Source organism: Marinovum sedimenti, from assembly GCF_054052205.1.
This window is the reverse complement of the sequence record NZ_CM133223.1, coordinates 291890-317108: the sequence shown is the minus strand read 5'-3', so window position 1 is coordinate 317108 and position 25219 is coordinate 291890. Positions and strand designations below refer to the sequence as shown.

Here is a 25219-nt window from a genome sequence, read left to right as displayed (position 1 = left end):
GCACTGCGCTGATTTCGGAATTTTGTGGGATTAGGAGAGCGTGTAAGACACGCCGCGAAACAGGATCGAATTGGGTTCGGACATGGATTTGATCGTGTTGACCCAATCCCGCGATACCGCCATTTCGAAGATGTCCGGATAGATGTGAACCAGATTGTGCAGCGTGACCATCGCCAAGGCGATCCCCACCAGCCGCACGGCCACCAGCAGTTTCGACGACGCCGAAAACACCTGTGACAGCGCCAGAAGCACCGCCACTGCGGCCACCGCTTCGACGGCCATGCGGATATCGCTTGTCATCGATGTGTCGGGCAGGCCCATCAGGTGAAACCACGCGTATTGCGACAGCACATAGGACAGGACGCCCAAGACCAGCGAGACGACAAAGGCCAGTGGTGTGGCTTTGCCCCGTGTCACTCTGCGGCGCTGGCCGATGCGGGATGCTTCGCCCTTTGCCATCCATCCGCCGCCGGATCCGTCCGAGACGCCGGGCCGCGGCATGCAACTGACGTGGCCCGCGTTGATCCGCGCCACGCGTGCATTGAACGTCGCTTGCCCCTGTCTGACCATCGCTGCGCATCTCCTCGGCCCGGTTTCGAAGTGAAACTGGCAGCGAAAGAAGGCGAGAACGCGGCCGATCCGCAGTTAATGTTAGTAAATTATTAATCATTACGCGAAGGCACCAACTGCAGGTAGAGTCGATGCGGCTATCGCAACCCTTGATGTGTGTGCGCCGTCCTGTATGCCAGTCATGCCTCACCTTCCAACGCCGGTTCCGGCTGTTTGGCGGTGGCGTCATAAACCGGCTTAAGCCGGTCCAGATCACCCGCATCACAAATCAGGTGGTTCTTGTTCAGTCGATAGCGTTGGTGGGTCGACAGCACGGCATAGCCCTGCGCGGCCACCCAAGCCAGAAACGCCTCTTCAACCTCATTATCAACCTCGACCATCATCACCGGGCGGCAGCGTTCCAGCACGCCGCTCAGACCGGCCAGCACCTTCATCTCCATGCCTTCGACATCGATCTTGATGAAATCGGGCGTCACCTCGGCCAAAAGCGCATCACCGCGATGCACCTCAAGATCGCCGCTGCCCTCAAGCATCTTGGCCCCGCCAAGATTGCGGTCGCGGTCCTGCATGGCGAAGCCGCCGGTCTGTTCATCCGAGACGCCAACGCCAAGCATCGAGAGATCAACCACATCGCCCAGCCCATTGACCAACACGTTCTGCACCAGCAGATCAAACGCCTTGGGGTTGGGTTCAAACGGGATCACCTTGGACGCCCCGAGAAACTTGGCCGCGAACAACGTGTGATTGCCGACGTTCGCGCCGATATCGGCAAACACGCCGCCCTTGGGGAAGATCGAGGTCAGCCGCGACAGTTCGGACATCTCATAGAATTGCCCACGGCGATGATTGCGCTGCACCGGGTCATTCTTCATGTTGACGCAAAAGGTGACAGGCACGTCCTGCACGCGGGCATGAACAAGCTGAAGCTTCACGCTCTCGACCGGACGGCCAAGGCGCAAACGTTTGCGAAGACGGTTGATACGCGGAATCATATCTGGCCTTTCCACTGCCTTTTCACGCCGGTCAGCGCTCGGGTGCCAAGGAACCTGGGCACCCTTACTGCAAGGCGGGCGTTTTGCCCGCCCCACCGCTGCGTTATCCGACAGACCCTTCGAGGGAAATCGCCACCAACTGCTGCGCTTCCAGAGCGAACTCCATCGGCAGCGCTTGCAGCACTTCCTTGGCAAAGCCGTTGACGATCAGCGCCACCGCTTCCTCTTCGCCCATGCCACGCTGGCGGCAATAGAACATCTGGTCGTCGTCGACCTTAGAGGTTGTCGCCTCATGTTCCACGCGCGAAGAATTGTTCCTGACCTCAATATACGGCACCGTATGCGCCCCACATTTGTCGCCAATCAGAAGGCTGTCACACTGGGTGTAATTGCGGCTGTCCTTGGCTTTCGGGTGCATCGACACGAGGCCGCGATAGGTGTTCTGCGCCACGCCCGCGCTGATCCCCTTAGAGACAATGCGCGACTTGGTGCGCTTGCCCAAATGGATCATCTTGGTGCCGGTGTCGGCCTGCTGGTGATTGTTGGTGATGGCGATGGAATAGAACTCGCCCTGGCTGTCATCGCCGCGCAGGATGCACGACGGGTATTTCCACGTCACCGCAGAGCCGGTTTCAACCTGCGTCCACATCACCTTGGCCCGGTCGCCCCGGCAATCGGCGCGCTTGGTCACAAAGTTATAGATGCCGCCCTTGCCGTTCTCATCGCCCGGATACCAGTTCTGTACGGTGGAATACTTCACCTCGGCGTCTTCTTCGATGATGATCTCAACCACCGCGGCATGCAGCTGCGAAACATCGCGCATCGGCGCGGTACAACCCTCAAGATAGCTGACATAGCTGCCCTTGTCGGCGATGATCAGCGTGCGCTCAAACTGGCCCGTGTTCTCGGCGTTGATGCGGAAATAGGTGCTGAGCTCCATCGGGCAGCGCACCCCCGGCGGGATGTAGACAAACGAGCCGTCCGAGAACACGGCGCTGTTCAGCGTCGCGTAAAAGTTGTCCGACACTGGCACAACCGAGCCGAGGTACTTCTTGACCAACTCGGGATGCTCGCGCACTGCCTCGGAGATCGAGCAGAAGATCACGCCGGCCTTTTTCAGCTCGGCCTGGAAGGTCGTGCCCACCGAAACCGAATCAAACACCGCATCCACAGCCACCTTGCGGCCCTCGGCAGGCGCATTTTCCGCGCCCTCGACACCGGCAAGGATCATCTGTTCCTTCAGCGGAATGCCCAGCTTTTCGTAGGTCGCCAAAAGCGCCGGATCGACATCGTCAAGCGACTTGGGCTTTTCCATCATGCTCTTGGGACGGGCATAATAATACTGATCCTGAAAGTCGATTTCAGGGTAATCGACCATCGCCCAATCCGGCTCTGTCTTGGTCAGCCAGCGTTCATAGGCCGCCAGCCGCCATTCCAGCATCCACTCGGGTTCTTCGTTGTTCTTCGAAATCAGACGCACGATATCCGTGGTCAGGCCCTTGGGCGCATATTCCGTCTCGATCTCGGTTTCCCAGCCGTATTTATAGGTGCTGACCTCGCGGACCGCGTCAACGGTCTCCTGATCGACGCCGTCTTTGACCTGAGTTTGGTCAAGAGCTGCCATGCTATTCCCTCCGGTGTCACGCCGCACGGGCGCGATGCTTTTCATATCCTCGGCACCATGTTTCAGCGAAACGCAGCACGTCATCTTCTGTATTCAAAGGCCCAAGGCTCACCCGAATGGCACAGCCCGCCTCAATCTCATCGTATCCCATCGCGCGCAGCACGCGGCTGGATTTCACCTTGCCGCTGGAACAGGCCGACCCGGCGCTGATTGCGAAACCGGCAAGGTCCATCGCCATCACCTGCGTCTCCCCCTTCCAGCCCGGCGCAATCAGGCAGGAGGTATTGGGCAAACGCGATGTATCTTTCCCGACTAAAATAATCTCTTTTGAACTGGCCTCAATGGCTTTTTCTAGAATATTTCTAAGTTTCGCTACGTGATCCCAGACTCCCGCGTCCAGATCGCGCGCCGCTTGTGCTGCCGCCGCGCCGAATCCGGCAATGCCAACCACATTTTCGGTGCCCGACCGGCGGCCCATTTCCTGCCCGCCACCGCGGATCTGTGTGGCCACATCCAGGCCGCGCTGCAACACCAGCGCACCCACGCCTTTGGGCCCACCGAGCTTATGTGCCGAGATCAGCGCCATCTGTGCGCCTGACCACGAGAACGAAAATGGCACCTTGCCAAAGGCTTGCACCGCATCGGTCAGCGCCAGCCCCGGCGGCAAGTCCTGCAAGATCCCGGTTTCGCTATTGGCCGCCTGCACCGCGCTGGTCGCGGCATCCGAAACCGTCACCCGGCCCGCACCGTCCACCGCCAGCGCATCCTCGGTCCAAGCGCCAACGCAGTCGTGCTCAACCCCGCCCGACACCAGCCCGCGCCCGGCCAAAGCCAGACCGGCCGCCTCGGTCGCGCCCGAGGTAAAGACGATGTCCGCCTCGCCCGCGCCAAACGCTTCGGCCACCTGCGCTCGTGCCTGTTCTACCAAGCCTTTGGCCTTGCGCCCTTCGGAATGCACCGAAGACGGGTTGCCCACCACATCCATCGCCGCAATCATCGCTGCGCGCGCCGCATCGCACAAAGGGGCGGTGGCATTGTGATCGAGATAGACCCTAGGCAAGACCCCAGCCCTTCTTCTGTTCAAAAATATCGTGGGGGAGTCCCAACGGGACGGGGGCAAAGCCCCCAAACTCAGCCATCGTCAACCACCGAAAACAGCCCCGGCACCGCCGGACAAGGGGCCAGCTCATTGCCAACAATATCCGAAAGCCGGGTCTGATGCAGGAACACATAGACATGCGCCGACAGCCCCTCCCACAACCGGTTCGACAGCGATTGCGCCCGGCTGCCCGACAGACCGCCACTGGCCCCGGCCCCCTTGTGCATCGCGTCCACCGTCTCATCGACCGCCGCAAGAATATCCACCACCCGAATTTCGGTCGCAGGCCGCGCCAGACGATAGCCGCCCCCCGGCCCGCGCACCGACGCCACAAGCTCGGCCCGGCGCAGCTTGACGAACAACTGCTCAAGGTAGGGCAACGAAATATCCTGGCGTTGAGAAATCTCTCCCAACGTCACCAACCGATCCTGAGATTGAAGCGCAATATCGACCAGCGCCACCATCGCATAGCGCCCTTTGGTGCTCAGCTTCATCCGTTCCCCCGCAGGTTAAACCCGCTGACTTGTTGACCTTGTTATCTAATAGGCTTATCTGCGATCAGCCCCCAACCCTCTCGGGATTGGGTTTAGAACCATTCTAAGGTGACTGAGCAATTTAGTCAACAATTGCCGGCACCTTTGCGAGGAGTATCACCGCACATGCCCGAGGTTATCTTCCCCGGTCCCGAAGGACGGCTTGAAGGCCGCTACCACCCGCAAAAAGAGCGCGATGCGCCGATTGCGATTGTCCTGCATCCGCACCCGCAGTTTGGCGGCACGATGAACAACAAGGTTGTCTACAACCTGCATTATGCCTTTTATAACATGGGGTTCACCGTTCTGCGGTTTAACTTCCGTGGCGTTGGCAGATCGCAGGGCGAATACGATCAAGGCGTAGGCGAACTCTCTGATGCCGCCTCGGCGCTCGATTATCTGCAATCGATGAACAACAACTCCAAGCATTGCTGGGTTGCCGGTTTCTCGTTTGGCGCATGGATCGGGATGCAGCTTTTGATGCGTCGCCCGGAAATCACCGGCTTTGTTTCGGCCAGCCCGCCCGCGAATATGTATGATTTCTCGTTCCTCGCGCCCTGCCCGTCGTCGGGTCTGGTCATCAACGGCACCGCCGATCGCGTGGCCCCGCCCGCCGATACCACCACTTTGGTTGGCAAGTTGCATGAGCAAAAAGGCATCACCATCACCCATACCGAGATTGATGGCGCCGGGCACTTTTTCGAGAACGATCATATGGATACAATGATCGGAACGGTGAATGACTACGTCAAACGCCGCCTGACTGAAAACACGCGTTAGGACCAAAAACATGGGTGTGACAGAAGACCTTGCTGACGATCTCGCCCGTGACGTTATTGAAGCGTCCGAGCTTATGGACGACGAAACCCTGATGACCGCTATGGCCAAGGTGTTGGGCGCTTCGTCGACCACCGCCGAAGAAGCTTTTCTGACCGCTGTGCGCGTTCGGACGGCGGAAAAACGCGGTCGGAAGTTCTTGGACGATAAGATCAGGAAGTTCGAGGAAACTCTGAAGAACGGCGGGTAAGCCCCTCTGATTGCAAAGCTCTATCGCTTTGTCACCTTGAGGTAAATTCCCTTGTCCGATCTTACAGTCAAATGAGCGACAGGCACCGGTTCGGGCCTGTCGCTCACTTCAAAACGCAGATCGCGCAGCAGATGTGACAGGATCAGCGGCCCCTCAACCATCGCAAATCCCGCCCCGGTACAGACCCGCGCCCCGGCGGAAAACGGCATATACGCCTCGCGCAGGCAGGTCTTGCCGTTCTCGGTGCCATAGCGCGCCGGGTCGAATTCATCCGGTCGCTCCCAGAGCCGCTCGTGGCGATGCAGGTGCCAAGGGCTCAGCACGATCTGACTGCCCGGCGCAATGTCACGGTCGCGGAACTGCTCCGGACAGGTCGCCTCGCGCACCATCATCGGCACCGGCGGATAAAGCCGCAGCGTCTCGCGGAACACATTGCGCGAGGTCTGCAGCTTGCTCATCACCGAAAAATCACTGTTTTCCAGCGCCTTGGCTTCCTCGGCTACCCTGTCCTGCCACTCGGGATACAGCGCCAACATATACAGCGCCCAGGCCAGGGCAGAGGCGCTGGTTTCATGCCCCGCAAGAAAGAAAATCGCCACCTGATCGACCATTTCTTCGGTCGAAAATGCCTCACCCGTCACCGGATCTCGGGTGGTCATGATCTTGGTCGCAAGGTCATCTGGCGCAGTGCCGGCCTTGATTTCAGCCATGCGGTCGGTCGTCAGCTGGGTGATCAGCCTGCGGATTGACGCGGCGGCCTGCCGGGTATCGCGGCGAAAGAATCGCGGCATCCACTTCGGCAAGGGCACAAAGGCCGCGAGATTGAGAATCGGTTGGCTGCGTTGATAATCGCGGAATTCCGAAAACACCTTGGCCGCGATGTTATGCTCGATTGGGATAGAAAACAGCGTGCGAAAGATCACGTCGGCGGCAGCGTGGCTGGTTTCCGCTTCAATTTCAACTTCTTCCCCGGCGTTCTTCACCAACCTGCGAGTCGCGCTCTGCGCCGCCGCCCACATCGCGGGAAAGGTATCGCGCAGCCGCCCTCCCTCAAACGCCGGGTCGATGATCCGGCGCTGGCGCTTCCACACATCGCCATTGGTCAGAAACACCGAATTGCCGAGCAGCGGGCGCAGCCCTTCGCCAATCCGGTTGGATTTCGGGAAGTCGTCGGGCCGCTCCTTGAGCACACGCTTCACGAGATCGGGCTGGTTGATCATGTAAGACCGGAAAAACGGCGTGCGAAATTCCGCCATCCACGCACGGTACAGCCGCCCCGGCTGGGCCGACAGAATATCTTTGCGAAACAACGCCATGTAGCGCAGAAGCGAGACCTTGTCAGCGCGGGATTGCGGCTTGGGCGGGCGTCTCATGGCGTGGTCGAGGTATAGGTGTTGACCGGTCGCTCGATCCGCGATTTCGACGGATGGCGATCATGGTAACGTGCGGCCAGCGTTTTCGGCCCGGCGGTGATCTGGAAGTAATCATAGTCACGTGGCCGGTCAAAGGCGCAAAGATATTGGAAATGCAGCCGGAAAAACCGCCAGCGCAGCTCTTTCCAGCGCTCTTTCGACAACGCTTTGGTGAAGGCCGCCGAGAACACCACAGGCCACTTCTTGTCCGGCCCCGCCACGCCCGAGACCGCAACCGGATCACACAGAGCAAAGGCGCAGCCATCGCCGGGCGCGGTGACGTCGATCCAGAAAAGCTCTTCGCGTTCAGACAGATACGCCAGATCGGCGCGCAGCCGCCAAGCGCGTGGCAAGAACGTCACCATCGGCACCACATGGCCCAATGTCATGAAGCCGATCTTGGGCCCATCGGGCCGCACCCGACCCGAGCGGATCAGATCGGACAACACCGAAATCCCGAGATGCGCGCCCGAAGAGTGGCCAATCACCAGGATTTCGTCGACCGGCTCATTGCAGGCCGCTGCGATGCTTTCCACAAACTGCGCAATCCGGTCCTCAAGCTCGGTTGGCATCGCCCCCATGGCGCGCGCGTTGTAGGAATAGTCATGCATCAGATAATAAACGAAAAGTTTGTTGTCCCAGCGCCGGAACAGATCAAGGATCGCCCAGGCCAGCACCGCGCCCACAGCGGCACCAAGCACCGGCCCCAGAAACCCGATCCACGGTGCCAGCCAGAACCCGGCCTTGAAAAAACCGACTGTTACCCCGACGGCCAAAACCGCCTGAAACAACATCATGAACACCGGGTAAAGCGCTGCAATCACAGGGCCTTTTTGCAACTTGGCCAAGCGCCAAAGCGCGCCCGACCCGATATAGGCAACGGCGGTATAGAGCATGCGAACATAGCTCATGGCGATGCCGTGGCCCATCGATTGCTTCACGATATCCGACCAGACAAGGCATTCAAATTCGGTCTCGACGCGGGTGCCGTCGATCTCTCCGACCACGTGCCAGCCGTAATTTTCGTTGGATTTTCGAGGCTTTAGCGCGATGTCATACCCCGAGATTTCGGCCTGTATCGCGCCTTCACGACGGTAAAGCTCGCGGTAGCGGCGGGGATGAATCGGATCGTAGCCCGGAATGTAAAACACCCGGCGTTTTTTGACTTCGCCTGTTGCGCGCCCGTCCATCTGATCACTCTCGATTTTTATGCAACTTTAACGGGGTTTTAGGGCAAGAGTAAGGCGCTGGACACAAGCCGCCCGCCATCCTAGACCAAAGCCATGATTGAAACACTTGATGCCACCCACCTGCTCTGCCCTTTGCCCGTGCTCAAGGCGCGCAAGCGTTTGAAATCGATGGCCAATGGCGACATTCTTGAACTGCGCGCCGATGATCCGGCGGCGGTGATCGACGTTCCGCATTTCTGCCACGAGGCCGGCCATGCCATGGTCGAAACGCGCGAGGATGGCGCGGCGCAGATCTATGTGATCCGCAAGGGCGGCTGACACTGCCACCAGCGCAACGAAAAAAGCCCCGGCGCGATGCCGGGGCTTTTTTGTGTCTGTCAGAGCGCGACCGGCTTAGCGGCCCATCGACCACCAACCGCGCTTTTTCGGCTTGTCCGGGTCGTCCGCTTCGTCCTCGGGTTCGGCCCCTGCGGTTTCCAGCACAGGCTCCGGGATGTCTTCCACCACCGGCTCTGGGGTCTCTTGCGCCACCGGAGCTGGCTCTGCCTCGGGCTCGGCCTCAGGCGTTGCCTCTACAGTCTCAGCAACTTCAGGCGCGGCAGCTTCAGTCTCAGCAACTTCAGGCGCAGCAACAGCCTCTGGCGCGGCTTCCTCGGCAATCGGGGCATCCGCGACGTCAGGCGCTTCGTGGTTGATGGCGTCCACGGCGCTCACGGCCTCGTTCACCATCTCCGCCTCGTCTGCGACTTGCGGCGCTTGAGCGACTTCGACCGGTGCAGCATCCTGCACAGGCTCTGCCGCGTCGGCTGGCGCGTCCTCACGAGCGGCATCTGCCGTCTCGGTAGGGGTGTCGTCCTGAGCAGGCGTTTCCACCGCGACTGGAGCTTCCGCCTGAACCGGCTCGGCGGTGTCACCCTCAGCAACAGGTGCCGCAGCAACAGCGTCTTCGGTCACTGGCGCGGCTTCTGCCGCACCATCCGCAGCTTCCGTCTTTGCCTTGCTCGACCGGCGACGGGTGCTCGATGTCGAGCGCTTGCGCTTGGGCTTTTCGGCCGCAGCATCTTCACTCGCAGCGTCTTCGCTCACCGCATCATCGGATGCAGCCTCGGCAGCGACAGGTGCCGCATCAGACGTCGTGCCATCATCTTCATCGCCCGCTTCGCCGGACTCGTCAGACCCATTGCCGTCTTCCGACTTGGGCTTGCGCCGACGACGCCGACGACGGCGCTTCTTGGGCTTGGGCGACTCGTCATCACCAGCCACTTCGGGCGCTTCAACTTCCGCCTCAGTCTGAGACTCGGCCTGAACCTGTGTCTCTTCCTCGATCTCTTCCTCAACCGTATTCTCGTCCACCAGATCCATCAGCGTGGTATTGGCAGAGACCACAGGCGCGACCACTTCGGCCACCCGGCGGGTTGCGGTTTTCAGCTTTTCGATGTGGAAATCGGGGCTGATCAGCGACGGGTCGCCTTCGATCCGCACCGCCACGCCGTAACGCGCCTCAACCTGCGCAACATGTTCGCGCTTGGCGTTCATCAGGTAGTTGGCGATGGAAACCGGGCAGCGCACCAACAGCTCTTTACAGCGGCGGCGGGTGCCTTCCTCTTCGATCTGACGCAGCACTTGCAGGGCAAGGTTGTCATCGGAACGGATCAACCCGGTGCCGTGGCAATGCGAGCACGGCGCGGTTGTCGCCTCGATCATGCCGGGGCGCAGACGCTGGCGCGACATTTCCATCAGGCCAAAGCCCGAGATGCGGCCAACTTGAATGCGCGCACGGTCGGTTTTCAGCTTGTCCTTGATCTTCTTCTCGACGGCGGCGTTGTTCTTGCGCTCGTCCATGTCGATAAAGTCGATCACGATCAGACCGGCAAGGTCGCGCAGACGCAACTGGCGCGCGACTTCTTCGGCGGCCTCAAGGTTGGTCTTGGTCGCGGTGTCCTCGATCGAGCCTTCTTTGGTGGCCCGGCCAGAGTTGACGTCGATCGCCACCAGCGCCTCGGTCACGCCGATCACGATGTAGCCACCGGATTTCAGCTGCACGGTCGGATTGAACATCCCGCCAAGATAGCTTTCGACCTGGAAGCGGGCGAAAAGCGACAGCGACTCTTGATAGAGTTTCACGTTCTTGGCGTGGGACGGCATGATCATCTTCATGAAGTCCTTGGCGATGCGGTAGCCGCGTTCGCCCTCAACCAACACTTCGTCGATGTCGCGGCTATAAAGATCGCGGATCGAGCGTTTGATCAGGTCGCCTTCTTCATAGATTTTCGCCGGCGCGATGGATTTCAGCGTCAACTCGCGGATCTGTTCCCACAGACGTTGCAGGTATTCGTAATCGCGCTTGATCTCGGATTTGGTGCGTTTGGCACCGGCGGTCCGGATGATCAGGCCCGCGCCCTGCGGCACGTCGATTTCGTTGGCAATCTCTTTCAGTTTCTTGCGGTCGGGGGCATTGGTGATCTTGCGGCTGATGCCACCACCGCGCGCGGTGTTGGGCATAAGCACGCAGTAACGGCCCGCGAGGCTGAGGTAGGTGGTCAGCGCCGCGCCTTTGTTGCCGCGCTCTTCTTTGACGACCTGCACCAGCATAATCTGGCGAACTTTAATGACTTCCTGAATTTTATACCGGCGCGGGCGCGGTTTGCGCGGCGGGCGGATGTCAGCTTCGTCATCTTCCTCGGCAACCGATTCGATTTCACTGTCTTTTTCAGTGGCGTCGGGTTTGCGCGGGGCATCTTCGTCCGCAGGCTCAACATCGGCTTCAAAGTCACCGGGGGCTTCGGCCTGTTGTGCCGCGTCTTCAGTGGCCTCAACCGGAGTGTCGTCCTGGGTCTCGGTCGCGGTCTCATCTGCTGCGGTTTCAGGCTCGGAGGCCGCAACCGGAGCGTCGGTGTTCGCCGCGTCCTGCGTACCGTCCTGTGCACCATCCGCGGGCTCATCGACCGGGGTGCCGGAGACGGTTTCCATCGGCGACAGACCTTCGAGCGTATCATCGCCCTCGGTCAGATCGATGGTTTCCATACCCTCAACCTCGCGGGTTTCCACCGCGTCGTTGGTCGTGGTCTTTTCCGCTTTGGAGGAGCTGCGGCGACGGCTGCTGCGCTTTTTCGGGCGCGACTCTTCGTCTTCGTCACGGGCGCGCAATGCCTCGGCATACGCACGCTCTTCTTCCATCAGCGCCTCGCGGTCGGCCACGGGGATCTGGTAATAATCGGGGTGGATCTCGGAAAACGCGAGGAAACCATGGCGGTTTCCGCCATAATCCACAAACGCCGCTTGCAGCGACGGTTCGACCCGCGTGATCTTTGCTAGATAGATATTGCCAGCAAGCTGGCGTTTGTTTTCCGATTCAAAGTCGAATTCCTCAACCTTGTTTCCGTCAACCACCACAACGCGGGTCTCTTCCGCGTGGGTGGCATCGATAAGCATTTTCTTGGCCATTGTACTTTCATGCTTTCCCACAGCGACTGGGCCGCCCGAAGTGATCCGGGCGGGGCGGCCGATTGCAGGAAATGTCCGATTGGGGCGGTGGTCCGCGCGGTCAGCACAGGCATGGGTGCGAGGCCAATGGTGGCCCCTGCTTTTGCCTGCTGATGTCTCGCGCGTTGCATCGCGTTTCTTCTCCGACGGTTCGGCATGTTTGCCGTCCGCCCGTTTATCGCCCGCCGATTTCGCGGTTCGGGCTGGTCTTCTTGATCGTCGCCACGTCGTTTTCATGGTCCGGCGATCAGATCGGTCTGTCTTGGAAGGGTGCGGGCATCTGGCCCGCGCGACGTCAAAGACAGCGAAACTCTCGGGCACAGCGGAAACCGCCTAGGTGCCTGTCGTCAACATAAGGCGGGATTGGTGGCAAATACAATGCCCAATCGTCAGGACCCTGCACGCAATGCCAACAACTTGCACGATATTGGCAATGGGGTGTGGTTGGTTTGGCATCTGGTCCGAAGGTGGGCGTGACAGGACGCGGGGCATTGGGGGCAGAAAGGGGCGCTGCCCCTCGGCTTGCAGCCTCACCCCGGGATATTTTCGAGCCAGAGAAGGGCTGAACCATCGCCTGAGGCGGGCCGAAAGGTACAGCTATGTTCAAGCGGCCCGCCCCGGACACTGGTCGCGCTGAGGCGGGCTATGCTTTGGCGATCAGCCGGCGTCGGTCAACCGTTTGATCAGGCTTGAGGTGTCCCAGCGGCCACCGCCCAGTTTTTGCACGTCTTTATAGAATTGATCGACCAGCGCCGTGACCGGCAGGCTTGCGCCGACCTCATCGGCGGTTTTCAGGCAAATCCCGAGGTCCTTGCGCATCCAATCCACCGCAAAGCCATGCTCGAACGCGCCGTCAAGCATGGTCTCAAACCGGTTGACCATCTGCCACGATCCCGCCGCGCCGCCGCCGATCACATCGACCACTGCGCGCCCGTCGAGCCCGGCCTTCTGGGCGAAATGCAGCCCTTCCGAGAGGCCCTGCACCAACCCGGCGATGCAAATCTGATTGACCATCTTGGTCAACTGCCCGGCCCCGCTTTCGCCCAAGCGGCGGCAGGCCTTGGCATAGGCGTCGATCATCGGCGCGGCACGGTCATAGGCGTCTTGGTCGCCGCCACACATCACCACGAGTTGGCCGTTTTCGGCCCCCGCCTGCCCGCCCGAGACCGGCGCATCGACAAAGGCGATGCCTTTGGCCTTGCCCTCCTCATACAACTCGGCCGTCACGGAAGCCGACACCGTGGTGTGATCAACAAAGGTCGCGCCTGTCGCCATGCCGGCAAAGGCCCCGTCTTCGCCAAGGCACACCGCGCGCAGATCATCGTCGTTGCCGACACAGGACATCACGAAATCAGCGCCTTGCGCCGCCTTGGCCGGGGTCGCGGCGACGCTTCCGCCATACTCAGCCGCCCATCTTTCGGCCTTGGCCGCCGTGCGGTTATAGACGGTCACATCGTGGCCGGCCTTTACGAGATATCCAGCCATCGGATAGCCCATGACACCCAACCCCAAAAATGCCAGTTTCGCCATGGCGCACCCTCCTGCTTTTGTCTTGCATTGGTTTCGTTTAATGGGTTCTCACCCGAGACTGGCCGGAAGACAAGAGGCCCGCACATTAACCGGTACACTAACCCGTACACCAACACGGACAAGGCAAGGCAAAACGCATATGGCGGGCTTATTCAAATGGCTGTTCCGGCTGGCGACCACTTTGGTGGTGATGGTGACGATTGCGGTGGTGGCGGTGTACTACCTCGCGTCGCGCTCTTTGCCGGATTATGACAAGACGCTGACGGTCAAAGGCCCGGGCGGCGAGATTGAGATCGTGCGCAACAACGCCAATGTGCCGCATATTTTTGCCGAGGCTGACGCGGATGTGTTTTTCGGGCTCGGCTATGCCCATACCCAAGACCGTCTGTGGCAGATGGTGGTGCTGCGGCGCACGGTGCAGGGCCGGTTGTCCGAAGTCTTTGGCCGCCAGACGCTGTCGACCGACACGTTGATGCGGCGTCTGGATTTGCATGCGCAGGCGGTGAAATCGGTGGCGGCGCAAGACCCTCGCACCCTTGCCGCGCTGAATGCCTATGCCGCCGGGGTGAATGCCCGGCTTGAAGAGATCAACCGCGATGCGTTGGGCCGTGGTGCGCCCGAGTTCTTTGTGTTTGATGTGCCGATCGCACCCTGGCAACCCGCTGATTCAATTGCACTTGTAAAGCTTCTCGCGGTTCAGCTGTCGGGCAACCTGCAAGAAGAGGTGCTGCGCGCCCGCACCTCGCTTTTGATCCGTGATGAGGCGCGACTGGCCGATATCATGCCCGATGCGCCGGGCACAGGTGTGGCCGCATTGCCGAAATACGCCGAGCTTGTGCCGGGCCAACGCTATGGCGCCACCCGCTATGCCCAACTGCCCCAGCATCCGCTGTCGCCGTTTGCGCCGCGCGGCTTGGCGGGCGCGTCAAACGCTTGGGCGGCGGCGGCCTCGCGCTCGGCCAGTGGCGGCACGATCCTTGCCAATGATCCGCACCTGGGCTTTACCGCCCCGGCGATCTGGTATCTGGCCCGGCTCGAGCTGGACACCGGCGGCGTGATCGGCGCAACCGTGCCCGGCGTGCCGATTGTGATGGCGGGCAAAAGCCCCAACCTTGGCTGGGGGATCACCTCGTCGTATCTCGACGATCAGGACCTGTATATCGAGCAGCTCAACCCCGACGACACCCAGCAATACCGCACGCCCGGCGGCTTTAAACCGTTTGAAACCCGCCGCTCGATTGTGCGGATCAAGGACGAGGCCCCGGTGACGCTGACCCTGCGCTGGACCGACAATGGCCCGGTGCTGCCCGGTTCGCACTACAATCTGGGCGAAATCACGCCGGTTGGCCATGTGGCCGCGCTGGCCTGGACGGCGCTGAATGATCAGGACACCACCACCAGCGCCGCGATGTCGCTGATGTACGCGCAATCGGTGGACGAAGGGCTGGCGGCGGGGGAAAAGGTGGTCGCGCCGAGCCAAATGCTCACGCTCGCCGACAAAGACGGCATCGCGCTGCAACTGGTCGGGCAGATGCCGCGCCGGTCTGAGCGGCATGAAAGCATGGGGCGCCTGCCAACCAAGGGCTGGATGGCCGAGAACCGCTGGCAAGGCCGGCTGCCGTATGAGGATAACCCGTCGTTTGTGCGCCCCGAGGGCGGCATTGTCGGCAACACCAACAACAAGGTCATCGACCGGCCCTTCCCTGACCATGTCTCGTTTGATTGGGGCGACAGCCAGCGCATTCAGCGCTGGGAGCGGCTGATGCAGGGGCGCGAGGTCCACACCCGCGACAGCTTTACCGAGGCGCAGCTGGACACCGTCAGCAATGCCGCCCGCGCGCTGTTGCCATTGATCGGGGCCGATCTGTGGTTCACCGGCGAGGCTGCCCCGGCCGGCACATTGGCGGGCCAGCGCGAAGTGGCGCTGTCGCTGTTGTCGGAGTGGAACGGCGAGATGAACGAGCACCTGCCCGAACCGCTGATCTATGCCGCCTGGCTGCGGGCGCTCCAGGACCGGCTGATCCGCGATGACATCGGGCCGCTGGCCGACGCCTACAACCACGTTGAACCGCTGTTTATCGAGCGGGTCTACCGCGACATCGATGGCGCAAGCGCGTGGTGTGACATCCTGCAATCCTCGCCCTCGGAAACCTGTGTCGATATCGCCCGGCTGGCGCTGGAGGATGCGGTTGTCTGGCTCGAAGAGAATTTTGGCCGCGATCTCACGGCCTTGCGCTGGGGGGATGCGCATCAGGCGACCCATGATCATCCGGTCTTGGGTCAGGTGCCGGTGCTGCGCTATTTCGTCAACATCCGCCAATCGACCTCGGGCGGCGATCAAACGCTGATGCGCGGGCGCACCTTGGGCACCGGGCCAAACCCCTATCTTAACGTGCACGGCGCGGGCTATCGCGGGGTCTATGACTTTGCCGATCCGGACTCTTCAGTCTTTGTCACCTCGACCGGGCAATCAGGCCACTTCCTGTCGCGTCACTACGACGATCTCGGGAGCCTGTGGCGGCGCGGCGAATACATCCCGATGTCACTGGACGAGGAACTGGCGCGCGCTGCGGCGACCGGCATCACCCGGCTGATCCCGGCCCCCTAAGGTGCGCAAATCCTGCGCACCTTGGTGTTATTTTGCGATGATGTCACCGGCACCCTGCGCCGAAACTGCACAGTTTACAGCCGGTTGAACTGCGCTTCCAATTTCCGGGTCCAGTGGATCTGAAGCTCGAACCCGTCTTCGGTTTGCGTCTCTTGCGTCACCAGCCCGCGCTCAAACAGCCAGGCGCGTTTGCGCCCGTCGTTAAAGGCAAGCACCAGCGTGGTGTCATGCTTTTCGGCGTCCAGCAGCCGGGTGATGGCGTCAAGAAAGTCGTCCATCCCCTCGCCCGTGACCGCCGACAGAGTCACAATGTCCGGATCGCGCGCGGCGCGGGCCTGATGGGCGGCGCGGGCCTCGTCATCCAACTTGTCGATCTTGTTCCAGATCTCAAGCTGCGGGGTTTCTTCTGGCACGCCCAAGCCGTTGAGGATGGTGCGCACGTCCTGCGCCTGTTCCTCGGTGCCATCATGGGCAATGTCGCGCACGTGGCAGATGACATCCGCCGCCAGCACCTCTTCCAGTGTGGCGCGGAACGAGGCAACCAACTCGGTCGGCAGATCCGAGATAAAGCCCACGGTGTCGGACAGGATGATCTCTAGCCCGTTGTCCAGCTCGACCGCGCGCATTGTCGGGTCGAGCGTGGCAAAGAGCATGTCCTTGGCCATCACCTCGGCCCCGGTCAACCGGTTGAACAGCGTGGATTTCCCGGCGTTGGTATAGCCCACCAAAGCGACAATCGGGAACGGCACCTTGGCGCGGGCCTTGCGGTGCAGATCGCGGGTTTTCACCACCTTGTCGAGCTGACGGCGCAGGCGCACCAACTGATCGTCAATCGCCCGTCTGTCGGCCTCGATCTGGGTTTCCCCCGGACCGCCAACGAACCCCAGCCCGCCACGTTGCCGCTCAAGGTGGGTCCAGGCGCGCACCAGCCGCGTGCGCTGATACGACAGCGCGGCCATCTCGACCTGAAGCACACCCTCGCGGGTGGCAGCACGGTCCGAGAAGATTTCGAGAATCAGCCCGGTGCGGTCAAGCAGTTTGACGCCCCATTCCTTTTCAAGATTGCGCTGCTGCACCGGCGAGACATGGCCATCAATCAGCACAAGCTCGACATCGGCACCCTGCATGCGGGCCTTGAGTTCCTGAATCTTGCCGGAACCGAACAATGTGCCCGGATGCGCCTTGGGAAGGCGCACGGTCTCGGCCCCCGCAACCTCAAGATTGGGGAGTGCCGCAGCCAAAGCCACAGCTTCATCGAGCGCCGGCCCAGCGGCCCGGCGGTCGAAATCATTTTTGATATCGGGATGCAGGACCCAAGCGCGGGTCACATGCGTGGCATGCTCTTTCAAGCGCTATCATCACCATCATAAAGGTTGATCGGCTGCGCCGGCATGATCGTAGAGATCGCGTGTTTATACACCAGCTGCGACTGTCCGTCGCGGCGCAGAAGTACGCAGAAATTATCAAACCAAGTGATCACGCCCTGCAATTTGACGCCGTTAATAAGGAAAACCGTCACCGGAACCTTGGTCTTGCGCACGTGATTCAGGAACGCGTCCTGAAGGTTCTGTCTGTCCGAAGCCATGCTAAAATTGCCTTTGTTCTTGCCGTAGTTGCCGCGGATCGGCCCCCTCACTGGAACGAGAGTATGTCGTGCCGGGGATGGAGTTTCCAGCCCCTAATCAACTCCTATTTATGCTGCACTGCAGCAAAAGTCAATTCCTCCAGAGGTTGGGCGATAAAAGTGCGATGATGGCGAGGGTTTCAAGCCGCCCCAGCACCATCGCCGCGCCGTATACCAGCTTGGCTCCGCTGTTGAGTTCGACCAGCACGATTGGCGCATTCAACGCCACATTCACCAACGGTCCGGTGGTCGACAGCGCCGAGGTGGCCAGCACAATGGCGGCGTCCATCCGCACGTTAAACGCCCCAAGCACCACAGTGATCACCGCCAGCGAAATCGCAAACAGCATGAAAAAGATCCAGGCGACAAAGGCCCCGTGGCGCCGAATCCTGCGGCTGACGGCGCGGGCATTGCCGACCGATGAGGGATGCACCAAACGCTCGATCTCGCGGCGGCCATTGAGGAACAGCGCGAACACCCGCAACAGTTTGACCCCGCCCGCCGTTGTCGCCACGCCGCCGCCAATCATCGCCAGCCCCAAAAGGATCATGCCGGGGTTATCAAGGCCCGACCAACTGCGCGCCTCGGCCCAATCGCCGCTTTGAAATCCGGTGGTCGACAGGAACGACAACACGGTGAACATGCTGCCCCACAGCGCGCGGAACGCGCCAAAGACGTTGTTGACCTCGTTAACCTCAAACGCCCCGACCCAGTGGCGCAGGAACAAAAAGCCCGGCACCACGACCACAAACATCAGCCCCAGCCGGAATTCCGGATCATATTTCAGGCTGGCCGCCGCGCCGGTCACGGTGTCGTTGGAAAAGGTCAGCCGCGACAGTGCAAACAGCAGGAACAGGAAAATCAGCGCCTCGCCCACCATGCCCGACACGCCGTTCTGCACGCCGCCAATGGGCGAAATCCCCGAGGTTGCCATGGTCGAAGCCGCATGGCTGAACGCCACCAAGGGCCGCTCGCCGACCACCAAGAGACAGACCCAAAGCGCCAGCGTCAGCCCGGCATAAACCGGGATCAACCGCCACGAGGTGCGCATCATCCGGGTTACCGGATCGGCCCCCTCCATCGTTGCCACCCGCGCCTCGCCGCCGCCGGGTTCGGCGCTCGCAGTGACTTCGAAACCACCAAGATTGAGCGGCGCAAGTATGGCCGCCGCCGTGATCCACATCAGCAAACCGCCCATCCAGCCGACCAGCGCACGCCACAGATGCAGCGTGTCCGACAGCCGGTCGGGGGCAAACAGCGTGGCCCCGGTGGTGGTAAAGCTCGACACCATCTCAAGATAAGCATTGAGGAAACTGGTGGTGCGCAACGCCTCATAAAACGGCACCGCCATGATCAGCGGAATGACGGTAAACGCTCCAAGCAGCCCCATCAACTGACGCAGGCCGGATTGATTGTGCGGCCGGTTGGAAATCGCGATGCCGACAAGGCTGACAAAGATCAGCGTCAAAAGCCCGGCGTAAAAGAAGCTGCGCGCCTGATGGAAATTCTCGGCCGACAGCGCATGCGCCGCCGGCACCATCATCCAAATCCCGGTCAAACCCGCAAGTTGAAGGAAAAACGGCAGGTTTTTGAGGTGGTTGGTCATCTAGAAGAAGTCGATCGAGACCTGAAGCAGGCGCTCGACTTCCGGCACGTCCTTGGTCATCGCGAACAGCGTGATGACATTGCCCTCTTCGATCCTGAGCGCACCGGTGGGGCGCACCACCTTGCCATCCTGCAAGATCGCACCAACCAAGACGCCTTCGGGGAAGTCGATGTCGCGGATGCGCTGCCCGGCGATGGGCGAGGTTGAGAGCACTTCGGCTTCGATCACCTCGGCCTCGGCGTCGCCCACCGAATAGACACCGCGCACCCGGCCATGGCGGATATGGCGCAGGATCGACGACACGGTCGTGGCGCGCGGGTTGATATAGGCGTCGATCCCCAGCGGCCCCATCAGCGGCACCAGCGTCGGATCGTTGATCAGCGCGATGGCATAGGGGCAGCCCTCGGCCTTGGCGCGCACCGCCGCGAGCATGTTGACCTTGTCATCGTCGGTCACGGTCAGCACGGCATCGGCGCGGTGAATATTGGCCTCTTTCAGAAGCTGCGCATCCAGCCCGTCGCCATTCAGCACAATGGTCCGCTCCAGAATATCCGCTGCATGTTCGGCACATTTCCGGCTTTTCTCGATCACCTTGGCGCGGATTCGCACGGCACGCTCTTCGAGCGCCTGTGCCACCGCCAGCCCGACATTGCCGCCGCCGACAATCACAACGCGCTCCTGCTTGGCCTGTTTCTTGCCGAAAATCTCCATCGTGCGGGGCACGTCGTCGACATGGCTCATCACATAGCAATCGTCACCCGCCAAAAGCTGATCGCCAGCCGCGGGGGCAAACAGTGTGCCTTTGCGCCGGATCGCCACCACGACCGAGCGCAGGGTGGAAAACAGGTCGGTCAACTGGCGCAGCGGCGTGTTGAGCACCGGGCAATCCGTTTCGAGCCGCAGCCCGAGAAATTGCGCCTGACCGTCCAGAAAGCTTTCGGTGTCAAAGGCCGCCGGGGCCGAGAGCCGTTGCAGGGCGGCATCCGCCACCTCTTTTTCCGGCGAGATCACCACATCGATCGGCATGTGATCGCGGCGGTAGAGATCAGAATAAATCGCGTCGAGATAGCTTTGCGACCGCAGCCGCGCGACCTTGCGCGGGATAGCAAAGACCGAATGCGCCACCTGACAGATCACCATGTTGACCTCATCCGAGTGGGTCGCAGCGATGATCATATCGGCGTCACGCGCGCCCGCACGGGCAAGGATGTCGGGATAGCTGGCGAAACCAGCAATGCCCTGCACATCCAGCGTATCAGTGGCGCGGCGCACCAGATCGGGATTGTTGTCGACGACGGTCACGTCGTTGCGTTCGCCCGAAAGATGGCGGGCGATCTGCCAGCCCACCTGCCCGGCACCACAGATGATGACCTTCATATGATTGGGCTCCCTGCCCTGCCTCGCGAACGCTATCCTTGGCAGAACCGAAAAGGCCGGTCAATGCCATGCTGCACCGCGTCATTGCCCCCGGCTGTGCAGGATTATCGCGGGCCTGCCTAGCTTTGCGCGTCTGCGCCCGCCTTGAGATCGGCCTGCCACGCGCGCACAGCCTCAAGCGTTTCCCATGTGTAGCGCGGATCTTGCGCCACCCGCTCGACGTAAAGCCGCCCCTGCCCGATCCGCCAGGGATCAAGCAGCAGCCCCTCGGCCATCGGCTGGCCGCGCGCGGTCATCACCACCGAAACGTGCTCTAGCTTAACGTTTCGCGCGTTGGCCATGCCGATATGGACCTGCAAGGTGCGAAAGCCTTCGGCCTGAAGCACCGGGGCGAGCGCGTTGGCCCAATCCTGACAAACGCCCTTGGGGCGCAACCCGTGGATCACCTTGAAATTATGGGTCAATGGCGCGTCGACCACGTTCCACTCTTGCGCCAGTTCCAGCGGTTTGAGCACTGCAATGCGCGCGGCGCGGTCGGCCTCTTTCGGATCAACGCCAGGGCCGAGCGCGCGCAGCGCTTGGCTCACCGCATCAATCTGCGCTTCGGTCGTGTTGGCGGTCTCTGACAAGGCAAGCCCCGGCGCAGAGGCCTGCTGTGTCACCGGGGCATCGCAGCCTGCCAACACCGCGAGACACAGCCCCGCGCCGATGAGGGCGCGCCGATTGGCGCGATCTGTCCGCACCGTTTTAACCCACTTGCGCCGTGGCTTCATCCACCCGCGCCACCCGCGCGCCGGATTTGGCCGAGGTCACAACCCCAAGCGATTTCAGCTTGCGGTGCAACGCCGAGCGCTCCATCCCGACGAAAGAGGCCGTGCGGCTGATGTTGCCGCCAAATCGGTTGATCTGGGTCAGCAGGTATTCGCGTTCAAACGCCTCGCGTGCCTCGCGCAGTGGCAAGGTCGCCAAAGTGCCCGCCAAGACCACCCGGCCCTCTTCCTGACCGGTCGGCGCGTCCTGCGGCAGTTCATGCGCCTCGATATTGCCCGTGCCATCGCCAAGGATCAGCACCCGCTCAATCAGGTTCTTGAGCTGGCGCACGTTGCCCGGCCAAGTCATCGTTTGCATCAGTGCAATCGCCTCGTCCGAAAGCTGGCGCATCGGCAGGCCCTGACTGTCGTTGCAGGACTTGATGAAATACTCGGCCAGCACCGGAATATCCTCGCGGCGTTCCTCAAGCGAGGGCACGGCAATCGGCACCACGTTCAGCCGGTGAAACAGTTCCTGACGGAAGCGCTCGGCCTCGATTTCCTCTTCCAGGTTGCGGTTGGTCGATGAGATTACGCGCAGATCAACCCGCACCTTATCGGCGCCGCCCACACGGGTGAATTGCTGATCGACCAGCACCCGCAAGATCTTGGATTGGGTGCCCAGCGGCATATCCGCGACCTCATCGAAATAGATCACCCCGCCGTGCGCCTGCTCAAGCAGACCGGCCTCGACACCGCGTTCGGTCGATTCGCGACCAAACAGCACCTCTTCCATGGTTTCCGGCTCGATCGAGGCGCAATTCACCGTCACAAACGGCGCCTCTGCCCGCCCCGATTGCGCATGGATATAGCGCGCGGCCACTTCCTTGCCGCTGCCCGCAGGGCCGGTCAGCATCACCCGACCGTTGGATTTCGTCACCTTGTCCAACTGGCTCACCAGCGCGCGGAACGAGGCGCTGTCGCCGACCATCTCGGCCGCCGTGGTTTCCTTGCGCTTCAACTGCTGGTTCTCACGTCGCAGGCGCGACGTTTCCATCGCGCGGCGGATCACCACCAGAAGCTGGTCAATGTTGAACGGCTTTTCGATGAAATCGTAAGCGCCCTGTTTGATCGCGGCGACCGCAATCTCGATATTGCCGTGGCCCGAGATGATCACCACCGGGATGCCGGGGTTGTCGCGCTTGACCGTCTTGAGGATGTCGATCCCATCCATTCGGCTGTCTTTCAGCCAGATATCAAGGATCATAAGCGCGGGCGGCTCTTCGTTCAGCGCCGCCATACATTCATCCGATCCACCGGCAAGGCGGGTCGAATAGCCTTCATCTTCCAGAATATCCCCGATCAGCTCACGGATATCGCGTTCGTCGTCGACAATTAAAATATCGCTCATTTGCTCGGTTCCCCTCGGTCCTCTTCACTCACACTGGTTGGTTCCGCCGCCAAAGGCAGACGGATCACGGCCATCGCGCCTGTACTGGGCTGGCCGTTAAATGGCGGTGCATCGTCAAGCGCGAGGCTGCCGCCATGTTCTTCGATAATCTTTTTGACGATGGGCAGGCCGAGGCCGGTGCCCTTGTCGCGGGTGGTCACATAAGGCTCGAACAGGCGCGCCCGGTCTTCGGGCAGGCCAATGCCGTTGTCCATGATCCGGATCACCGCTTGGCGCCCCTCGACGCCACAGGTGACGCGGATCATCGGGCTGTGCCCCTCGGGTGCGCCGCGCTCTTGCAGGGTCTCAATCGCCTCGCCGGCGTTCTTGATCAGGTTGGTCAGCGCCTGACTGATCATCGTGGCATCAAGATCGGCCATCAATTTGCCGTCCGGCAATTCGGCGGAAAAACTCACATCCGGCTGGCCGCTTTCCTGCAACAACAGCGCGCCGCGCAGCAGGTGTACCACGTCTTCGGGCGCGCGCTCCGGCTCGGGCATCCGCGCGAATTTTGAGAATTCATCGACAATCCGGCGCAGATCGTTGGTCTGGCGCACAATCACCCCGGTCAGCTCTTCAAGCTTGACCGCGCTGTTCGTTTCAAGCTCGCGGCTGAACTTGCGGCTGATCCGCTCAGCCGAGAGCTGGATCGGGGTCAGCGGGTTCTTGATCTCATGCGCGATGCGGCGGGCCACGTCGCCCCAGGCGGCCATCCGCTGGGCGGCGACAAGATCGGAAACGTCATCAAACGCAACCACATAGCCTTCAAGCCCGCCATCTTCGCGGCTTCGGGTGGCCATGCGCACCAGCAGGTTTTCCTGCCGCCCCTCACGCACCACCTTGATATCGTGCTGCACCACAGTGCGCTCGCCGCTGGTCAGCTGGGCAAACAGCGGCCCGAACTCGGGCACCGCCACAGTCAGCGGCACAGATTGGCGGTCCTCGCTCCAGCCCAACAGCCGCTCGGCCGAGCGATTCACAAAGGAAATTCGCCCTTCATCGTCTAGGCCAACAACGCCAGAGGTGACCGAGGACAACACACTGTCAAACAGACGGCGACGCCGCTCAATCTGGCGGGTATTGTCGAGCAGGGTTTCGCGCTGGCCCTTGAGCTGCTTGGTCATCTGGTTGAAATAACGGCTGAGCATGGCGATTTCGTCATCGCCCTCTTCCTCGCGCACCTGCACATCAAGGTCGCCGGCACCCACCCGCTGCGCCGCGCCGGTCAGACGGCCCACAGGCCGCGCAAGCCGCTCGGCAAACCACAGGCCAAGCCAGATCGACGCCAGCACCAGCAAGAGCGCAAAGCCAAGATAGATCAGCGCGAAATCAAACAGCCGTCTGCCGCGTTCGCTCTCTTGTTGTTGATAGAATTGCGCGGTCTGTTGGGTGTTGTCCAACAGGTTGAGTAACTCGCCGTTAACCACCCGGCTGATATAGAGATAGCGATCGGGATAGGCCTCAAGCGGCACAATCGCGCGAAATTCGCCGTTGGCCCAATCCTCGATCAGGCTGAGGCTGTCTTGCCCCGGCGTCTCGCTGTGGCTCGCGGCAATCTGTGCCGGGGTCGGGCGTTCGAAATCAAACAGGTACGAGCGTTCGCCGCGCGTGCGCAGCTCGCCCGTGCCGTCAATCAGATAGGCCTCGCGCAAGCCGCGTTGGATCAGCGACTGACCGTCGGTCAACACTTTGCGCAGGTTGGTCGTTGGATCGCGCTGCACGTTGCGGCGCTGGGCATCGATGTAATTGGCCAAGGCGCGGGCGTCTTCCGACAGATCCTCGCGCTGTTCGGCCTGATAGGCTTTGGCGGCGGCGAGCGAGGCCCCCACCACTTGGCGCACCCGGTCCGAAAACCAGGTTTCCAGCCCGATGTTGATGGTGAGCACCGCAAAGACCGCCACTGTCACCGTCGGGATCAGCGCCATCAGCGCAAACACCCCGGTCAACCGCAGGTGCAACCGCGACCCGGCGGACCGCGCGCGCCGTGCCGCCACCATACGCGCCACCCGTTGCAGCACCAAAGCCGCAATCAGCAGGACATAGACGAAATCGCCCAGCAGGATCAGCCGCAGGCCCGGCGCACTGGCCCCCATGTTGAGCGGGCCCATGACAAGGAAGGTGGCGAACGCCAAAACCGGCCCCAAAAGCACCAGCCCCAGCGTGGCCACGTTCTGTACACGCCTGCGCCGCACCCAGTGCCGCAGGTTGTCCCACCGGACCATGCGCCTCGGCGGATTATTGCCGCCGCCGGCCAAATTGCTTGTCGATGCATGTGCCCCTGTGGCCACAGACCGCCCTCGCCTTGATGTGCTGCTTGCGCAGCGAACCGCCATATATTGTGGCTT

Annotated in this window: 20 protein-coding genes; 4 read left to right on the top strand and 16 right to left on the bottom strand. The window is 61.4% G+C overall.

Annotated elements, in window-relative coordinates:
• Window positions 1-30: 30 nt before the first annotated feature.
• The 5 genes from ACW9UO_RS01545 to iscR form a co-directional block, all read right to left on the bottom strand.
• Window positions 31-570: a hypothetical protein gene (locus tag ACW9UO_RS01545; protein WP_457087274.1), complete on the bottom strand. Its 540-nt coding sequence runs from the start codon at window positions 568-570 to the stop codon at window positions 31-33.
• 179 nt (window positions 571-749) lie between these two features.
• Window positions 750-1562 (bottom strand): FkbM family methyltransferase, encoded by an 813-nt coding sequence (locus tag ACW9UO_RS01540; protein ID WP_457087273.1) that lies wholly within the window; start codon window positions 1560-1562, stop codon window positions 750-752.
• Between the two features lie 103 nt (window positions 1563-1665).
• Window positions 1666-3186 (bottom strand): Fe-S cluster assembly protein SufB, encoded by a 1521-nt coding sequence (gene sufB, locus ACW9UO_RS01535; protein ID WP_457087272.1) that lies wholly within the window; start codon window positions 3184-3186, stop codon window positions 1666-1668.
• Between the two features lie 16 nt (window positions 3187-3202).
• On the bottom strand, window positions 3203-4246 hold the full coding sequence (locus ACW9UO_RS01530; RefSeq protein WP_457087271.1) for a cysteine desulfurase family protein: 1044 nt from the start codon (window positions 4244-4246) through the stop codon (window positions 3203-3205).
• Window positions 4247-4317: 71 nt separating this feature from the next.
• Entirely contained in the window at window positions 4318-4779 is a 462-nt protein-coding gene (gene iscR, locus ACW9UO_RS01525) for a Fe-S cluster assembly transcriptional regulator IscR (RefSeq protein WP_457087270.1), read from the bottom strand.
• Between the two features lie 165 nt (window positions 4780-4944).
• Here iscR and ACW9UO_RS01520 point away from each other — a divergent pair, with 165 nt between their 5' ends.
• The gene (locus tag ACW9UO_RS01520; RefSeq protein WP_457087269.1) at window positions 4945-5598 is read left to right on the top strand and encodes an alpha/beta hydrolase; all 654 of its coding nucleotides are present in this window, start codon (window positions 4945-4947) and stop codon (window positions 5596-5598) included.
• A gap of 10 nt (window positions 5599-5608) precedes the next feature.
• A complete protein-coding gene (locus tag ACW9UO_RS01515; protein WP_457087268.1) occupies window positions 5609-5845 on the top strand; it encodes a hypothetical protein in 237 nt (78 codons plus the stop codon).
• Window positions 5846-5865: 20 nt separating this feature from the next.
• On the opposite strand, the gene ACW9UO_RS01510 is transcribed toward ACW9UO_RS01515, so the two are convergent.
• Window positions 5866-7218: a cytochrome P450 gene (locus tag ACW9UO_RS01510; protein WP_457087267.1), complete on the bottom strand. Its 1353-nt coding sequence runs from the start codon at window positions 7216-7218 to the stop codon at window positions 5866-5868.
• Complete coding sequence (locus tag ACW9UO_RS01505; protein WP_457087266.1) at window positions 7215-8447, bottom strand: hypothetical protein; 1233 nt, start codon at window positions 8445-8447, stop codon at window positions 7215-7217. Before ACW9UO_RS01505 ends, ACW9UO_RS01510 begins: the two co-directional genes overlap by 4 nt.
• A gap of 93 nt (window positions 8448-8540) precedes the next feature.
• Here ACW9UO_RS01505 and ACW9UO_RS01500 point away from each other — a divergent pair, with 93 nt between their 5' ends.
• A complete protein-coding gene (locus tag ACW9UO_RS01500) occupies window positions 8541-8765 on the top strand; it encodes a sulfurtransferase TusA family protein (protein WP_457087265.1) in 225 nt (74 codons plus the stop codon).
• 75 nt (window positions 8766-8840) lie between these two features.
• Here ACW9UO_RS01500 and ACW9UO_RS01495 read toward each other — a convergent pair whose 3' ends face one another.
• Window positions 8841-11891 carry an Rne/Rng family ribonuclease gene (locus ACW9UO_RS01495; protein WP_457087264.1) on the bottom strand — a complete coding sequence of 1017 codons (3051 nt, stop codon included), beginning with the start codon at window positions 11889-11891 and terminating at the stop codon, window positions 8841-8843.
• 696 nt (window positions 11892-12587) lie between these two features.
• Complete coding sequence (locus ACW9UO_RS01490; protein WP_457087263.1) at window positions 12588-13460, bottom strand: NAD(P)-dependent oxidoreductase; 873 nt, start codon at window positions 13458-13460, stop codon at window positions 12588-12590.
• A 139-nt stretch (window positions 13461-13599) separates the two neighbouring features.
• Between ACW9UO_RS01490 and ACW9UO_RS01485 the strand changes: the two genes are divergently transcribed.
• Window positions 13600-16068, top strand: a complete 2469-nt coding sequence (locus ACW9UO_RS01485) for a penicillin acylase family protein (protein WP_457087262.1) — start codon at window positions 13600-13602, stop codon at window positions 16066-16068.
• 74 nt (window positions 16069-16142) lie between these two features.
• On the opposite strand, the gene hflX is transcribed toward ACW9UO_RS01485, so the two are convergent.
• The 7 genes from hflX to ACW9UO_RS01450 all read right to left on the bottom strand — a co-directional run bounded on the left by hflX (window position 16143) and on the right by ACW9UO_RS01450 (window position 25096).
• Complete coding sequence (gene hflX / locus ACW9UO_RS01480) at window positions 16143-17417, bottom strand: GTPase HflX (protein WP_457087261.1); 1275 nt, start codon at window positions 17415-17417, stop codon at window positions 16143-16145.
• A complete protein-coding gene (gene hfq / locus ACW9UO_RS01475) occupies window positions 17414-17653 on the bottom strand; it encodes an RNA chaperone Hfq (RefSeq protein ID WP_457087260.1) in 240 nt (79 codons plus the stop codon). The genes hflX and hfq overlap by 4 nt, the downstream gene beginning before the upstream one ends.
• Window positions 17654-17783: 130 nt before the next feature.
• Window positions 17784-19298, bottom strand: coding sequence for a TrkH family potassium uptake protein (locus ACW9UO_RS01470; protein ID WP_457087259.1), 1515 nt, complete (start codon window positions 19296-19298; stop codon window positions 17784-17786).
• Window positions 19299-20675: a Trk system potassium transporter TrkA gene (gene trkA, locus ACW9UO_RS01465; protein WP_457087258.1), complete on the bottom strand. Its 1377-nt coding sequence runs from the start codon at window positions 20673-20675 to the stop codon at window positions 19299-19301.
• Window positions 20676-20794: 119 nt separating this feature from the next.
• Entirely contained in the window at window positions 20795-21418 is a 624-nt protein-coding gene (locus tag ACW9UO_RS01460) for a hypothetical protein (RefSeq protein WP_457087257.1), read from the bottom strand.
• 4 nt (window positions 21419-21422) lie between these two features.
• On the bottom strand, window positions 21423-22835 hold the full coding sequence (gene ntrX / locus ACW9UO_RS01455) for a nitrogen assimilation response regulator NtrX (protein WP_457087256.1): 1413 nt from the start codon (window positions 22833-22835) through the stop codon (window positions 21423-21425).
• Entirely contained in the window at window positions 22832-25096 is a 2265-nt protein-coding gene (locus ACW9UO_RS01450; RefSeq protein ID WP_457087255.1) for a sensor histidine kinase NtrY-like, read from the bottom strand. The genes ntrX and ACW9UO_RS01450 overlap by 4 nt, the downstream gene beginning before the upstream one ends.
• Window positions 25097-25219: the final 123 nt, after the last annotated feature.

Excerpts from the sequence above, each read along its gene's own strand:
- ACW9UO_RS01450 (WP_457087255.1), bottom strand. The coding sequence starts at position 25,096 with ATGGTCCGGTGGGACAACCTGCGGCACTGGGTGCGGCGCAGGCGTGTA.
- ACW9UO_RS01540 (WP_457087273.1), bottom strand. The coding sequence starts at position 1,562 with ATGATTCCGCGTATCAACCGTCTTCGCAAACGTTTGCGCCTTGGCCGT.
- ACW9UO_RS01500 (WP_457087265.1), top strand. The coding sequence starts at position 8,541 with ATGATTGAAACACTTGATGCCACCCACCTGCTCTGCCCTTTGCCCGTG.
- ACW9UO_RS01485 (WP_457087262.1), top strand. The coding sequence starts at position 13,600 with ATGGCGGGCTTATTCAAATGGCTGTTCCGGCTGGCGACCACTTTGGTG.
- ACW9UO_RS01545 (WP_457087274.1), bottom strand. The coding sequence starts at position 570 with ATGGTCAGACAGGGGCAAGCGACGTTCAATGCACGCGTGGCGCGGATC.
- ACW9UO_RS01520 (WP_457087269.1), top strand. The coding sequence starts at position 4,945 with ATGCCCGAGGTTATCTTCCCCGGTCCCGAAGGACGGCTTGAAGGCCGC.
- ACW9UO_RS01505 (WP_457087266.1), bottom strand. The coding sequence starts at position 8,447 with ATGGACGGGCGCGCAACAGGCGAAGTCAAAAAACGCCGGGTGTTTTAC.
- ACW9UO_RS01495 (WP_457087264.1), bottom strand. The coding sequence starts at position 11,891 with ATGGCCAAGAAAATGCTTATCGATGCCACCCACGCGGAAGAGACCCGC.
- hfq (WP_457087260.1), bottom strand. The coding sequence starts at position 17,653 with ATGGCTTCGGACAGACAGAACCTTCAGGACGCGTTCCTGAATCACGTG.
- ACW9UO_RS01510 (WP_457087267.1), bottom strand. The coding sequence starts at position 7,218 with ATGAGACGCCCGCCCAAGCCGCAATCCCGCGCTGACAAGGTCTCGCTT.
- iscR (WP_457087270.1), bottom strand. The coding sequence starts at position 4,779 with ATGAAGCTGAGCACCAAAGGGCGCTATGCGATGGTGGCGCTGGTCGAT.
- ntrX (WP_457087256.1), bottom strand. The coding sequence starts at position 22,835 with ATGAGCGATATTTTAATTGTCGACGACGAACGCGATATCCGTGAGCTG.
- trkA (WP_457087258.1), bottom strand. The coding sequence starts at position 20,675 with ATGAAGGTCATCATCTGTGGTGCCGGGCAGGTGGGCTGGCAGATCGCC.
- ACW9UO_RS01490 (WP_457087263.1), bottom strand. The coding sequence starts at position 13,460 with ATGGCGAAACTGGCATTTTTGGGGTTGGGTGTCATGGGCTATCCGATG.
- ACW9UO_RS01470 (WP_457087259.1), bottom strand. The coding sequence starts at position 19,298 with ATGACCAACCACCTCAAAAACCTGCCGTTTTTCCTTCAACTTGCGGGT.
- sufB (WP_457087272.1), bottom strand. The coding sequence starts at position 3,186 with ATGGCAGCTCTTGACCAAACTCAGGTCAAAGACGGCGTCGATCAGGAG.
- ACW9UO_RS01515 (WP_457087268.1), top strand. The coding sequence starts at position 5,609 with ATGGGTGTGACAGAAGACCTTGCTGACGATCTCGCCCGTGACGTTATT.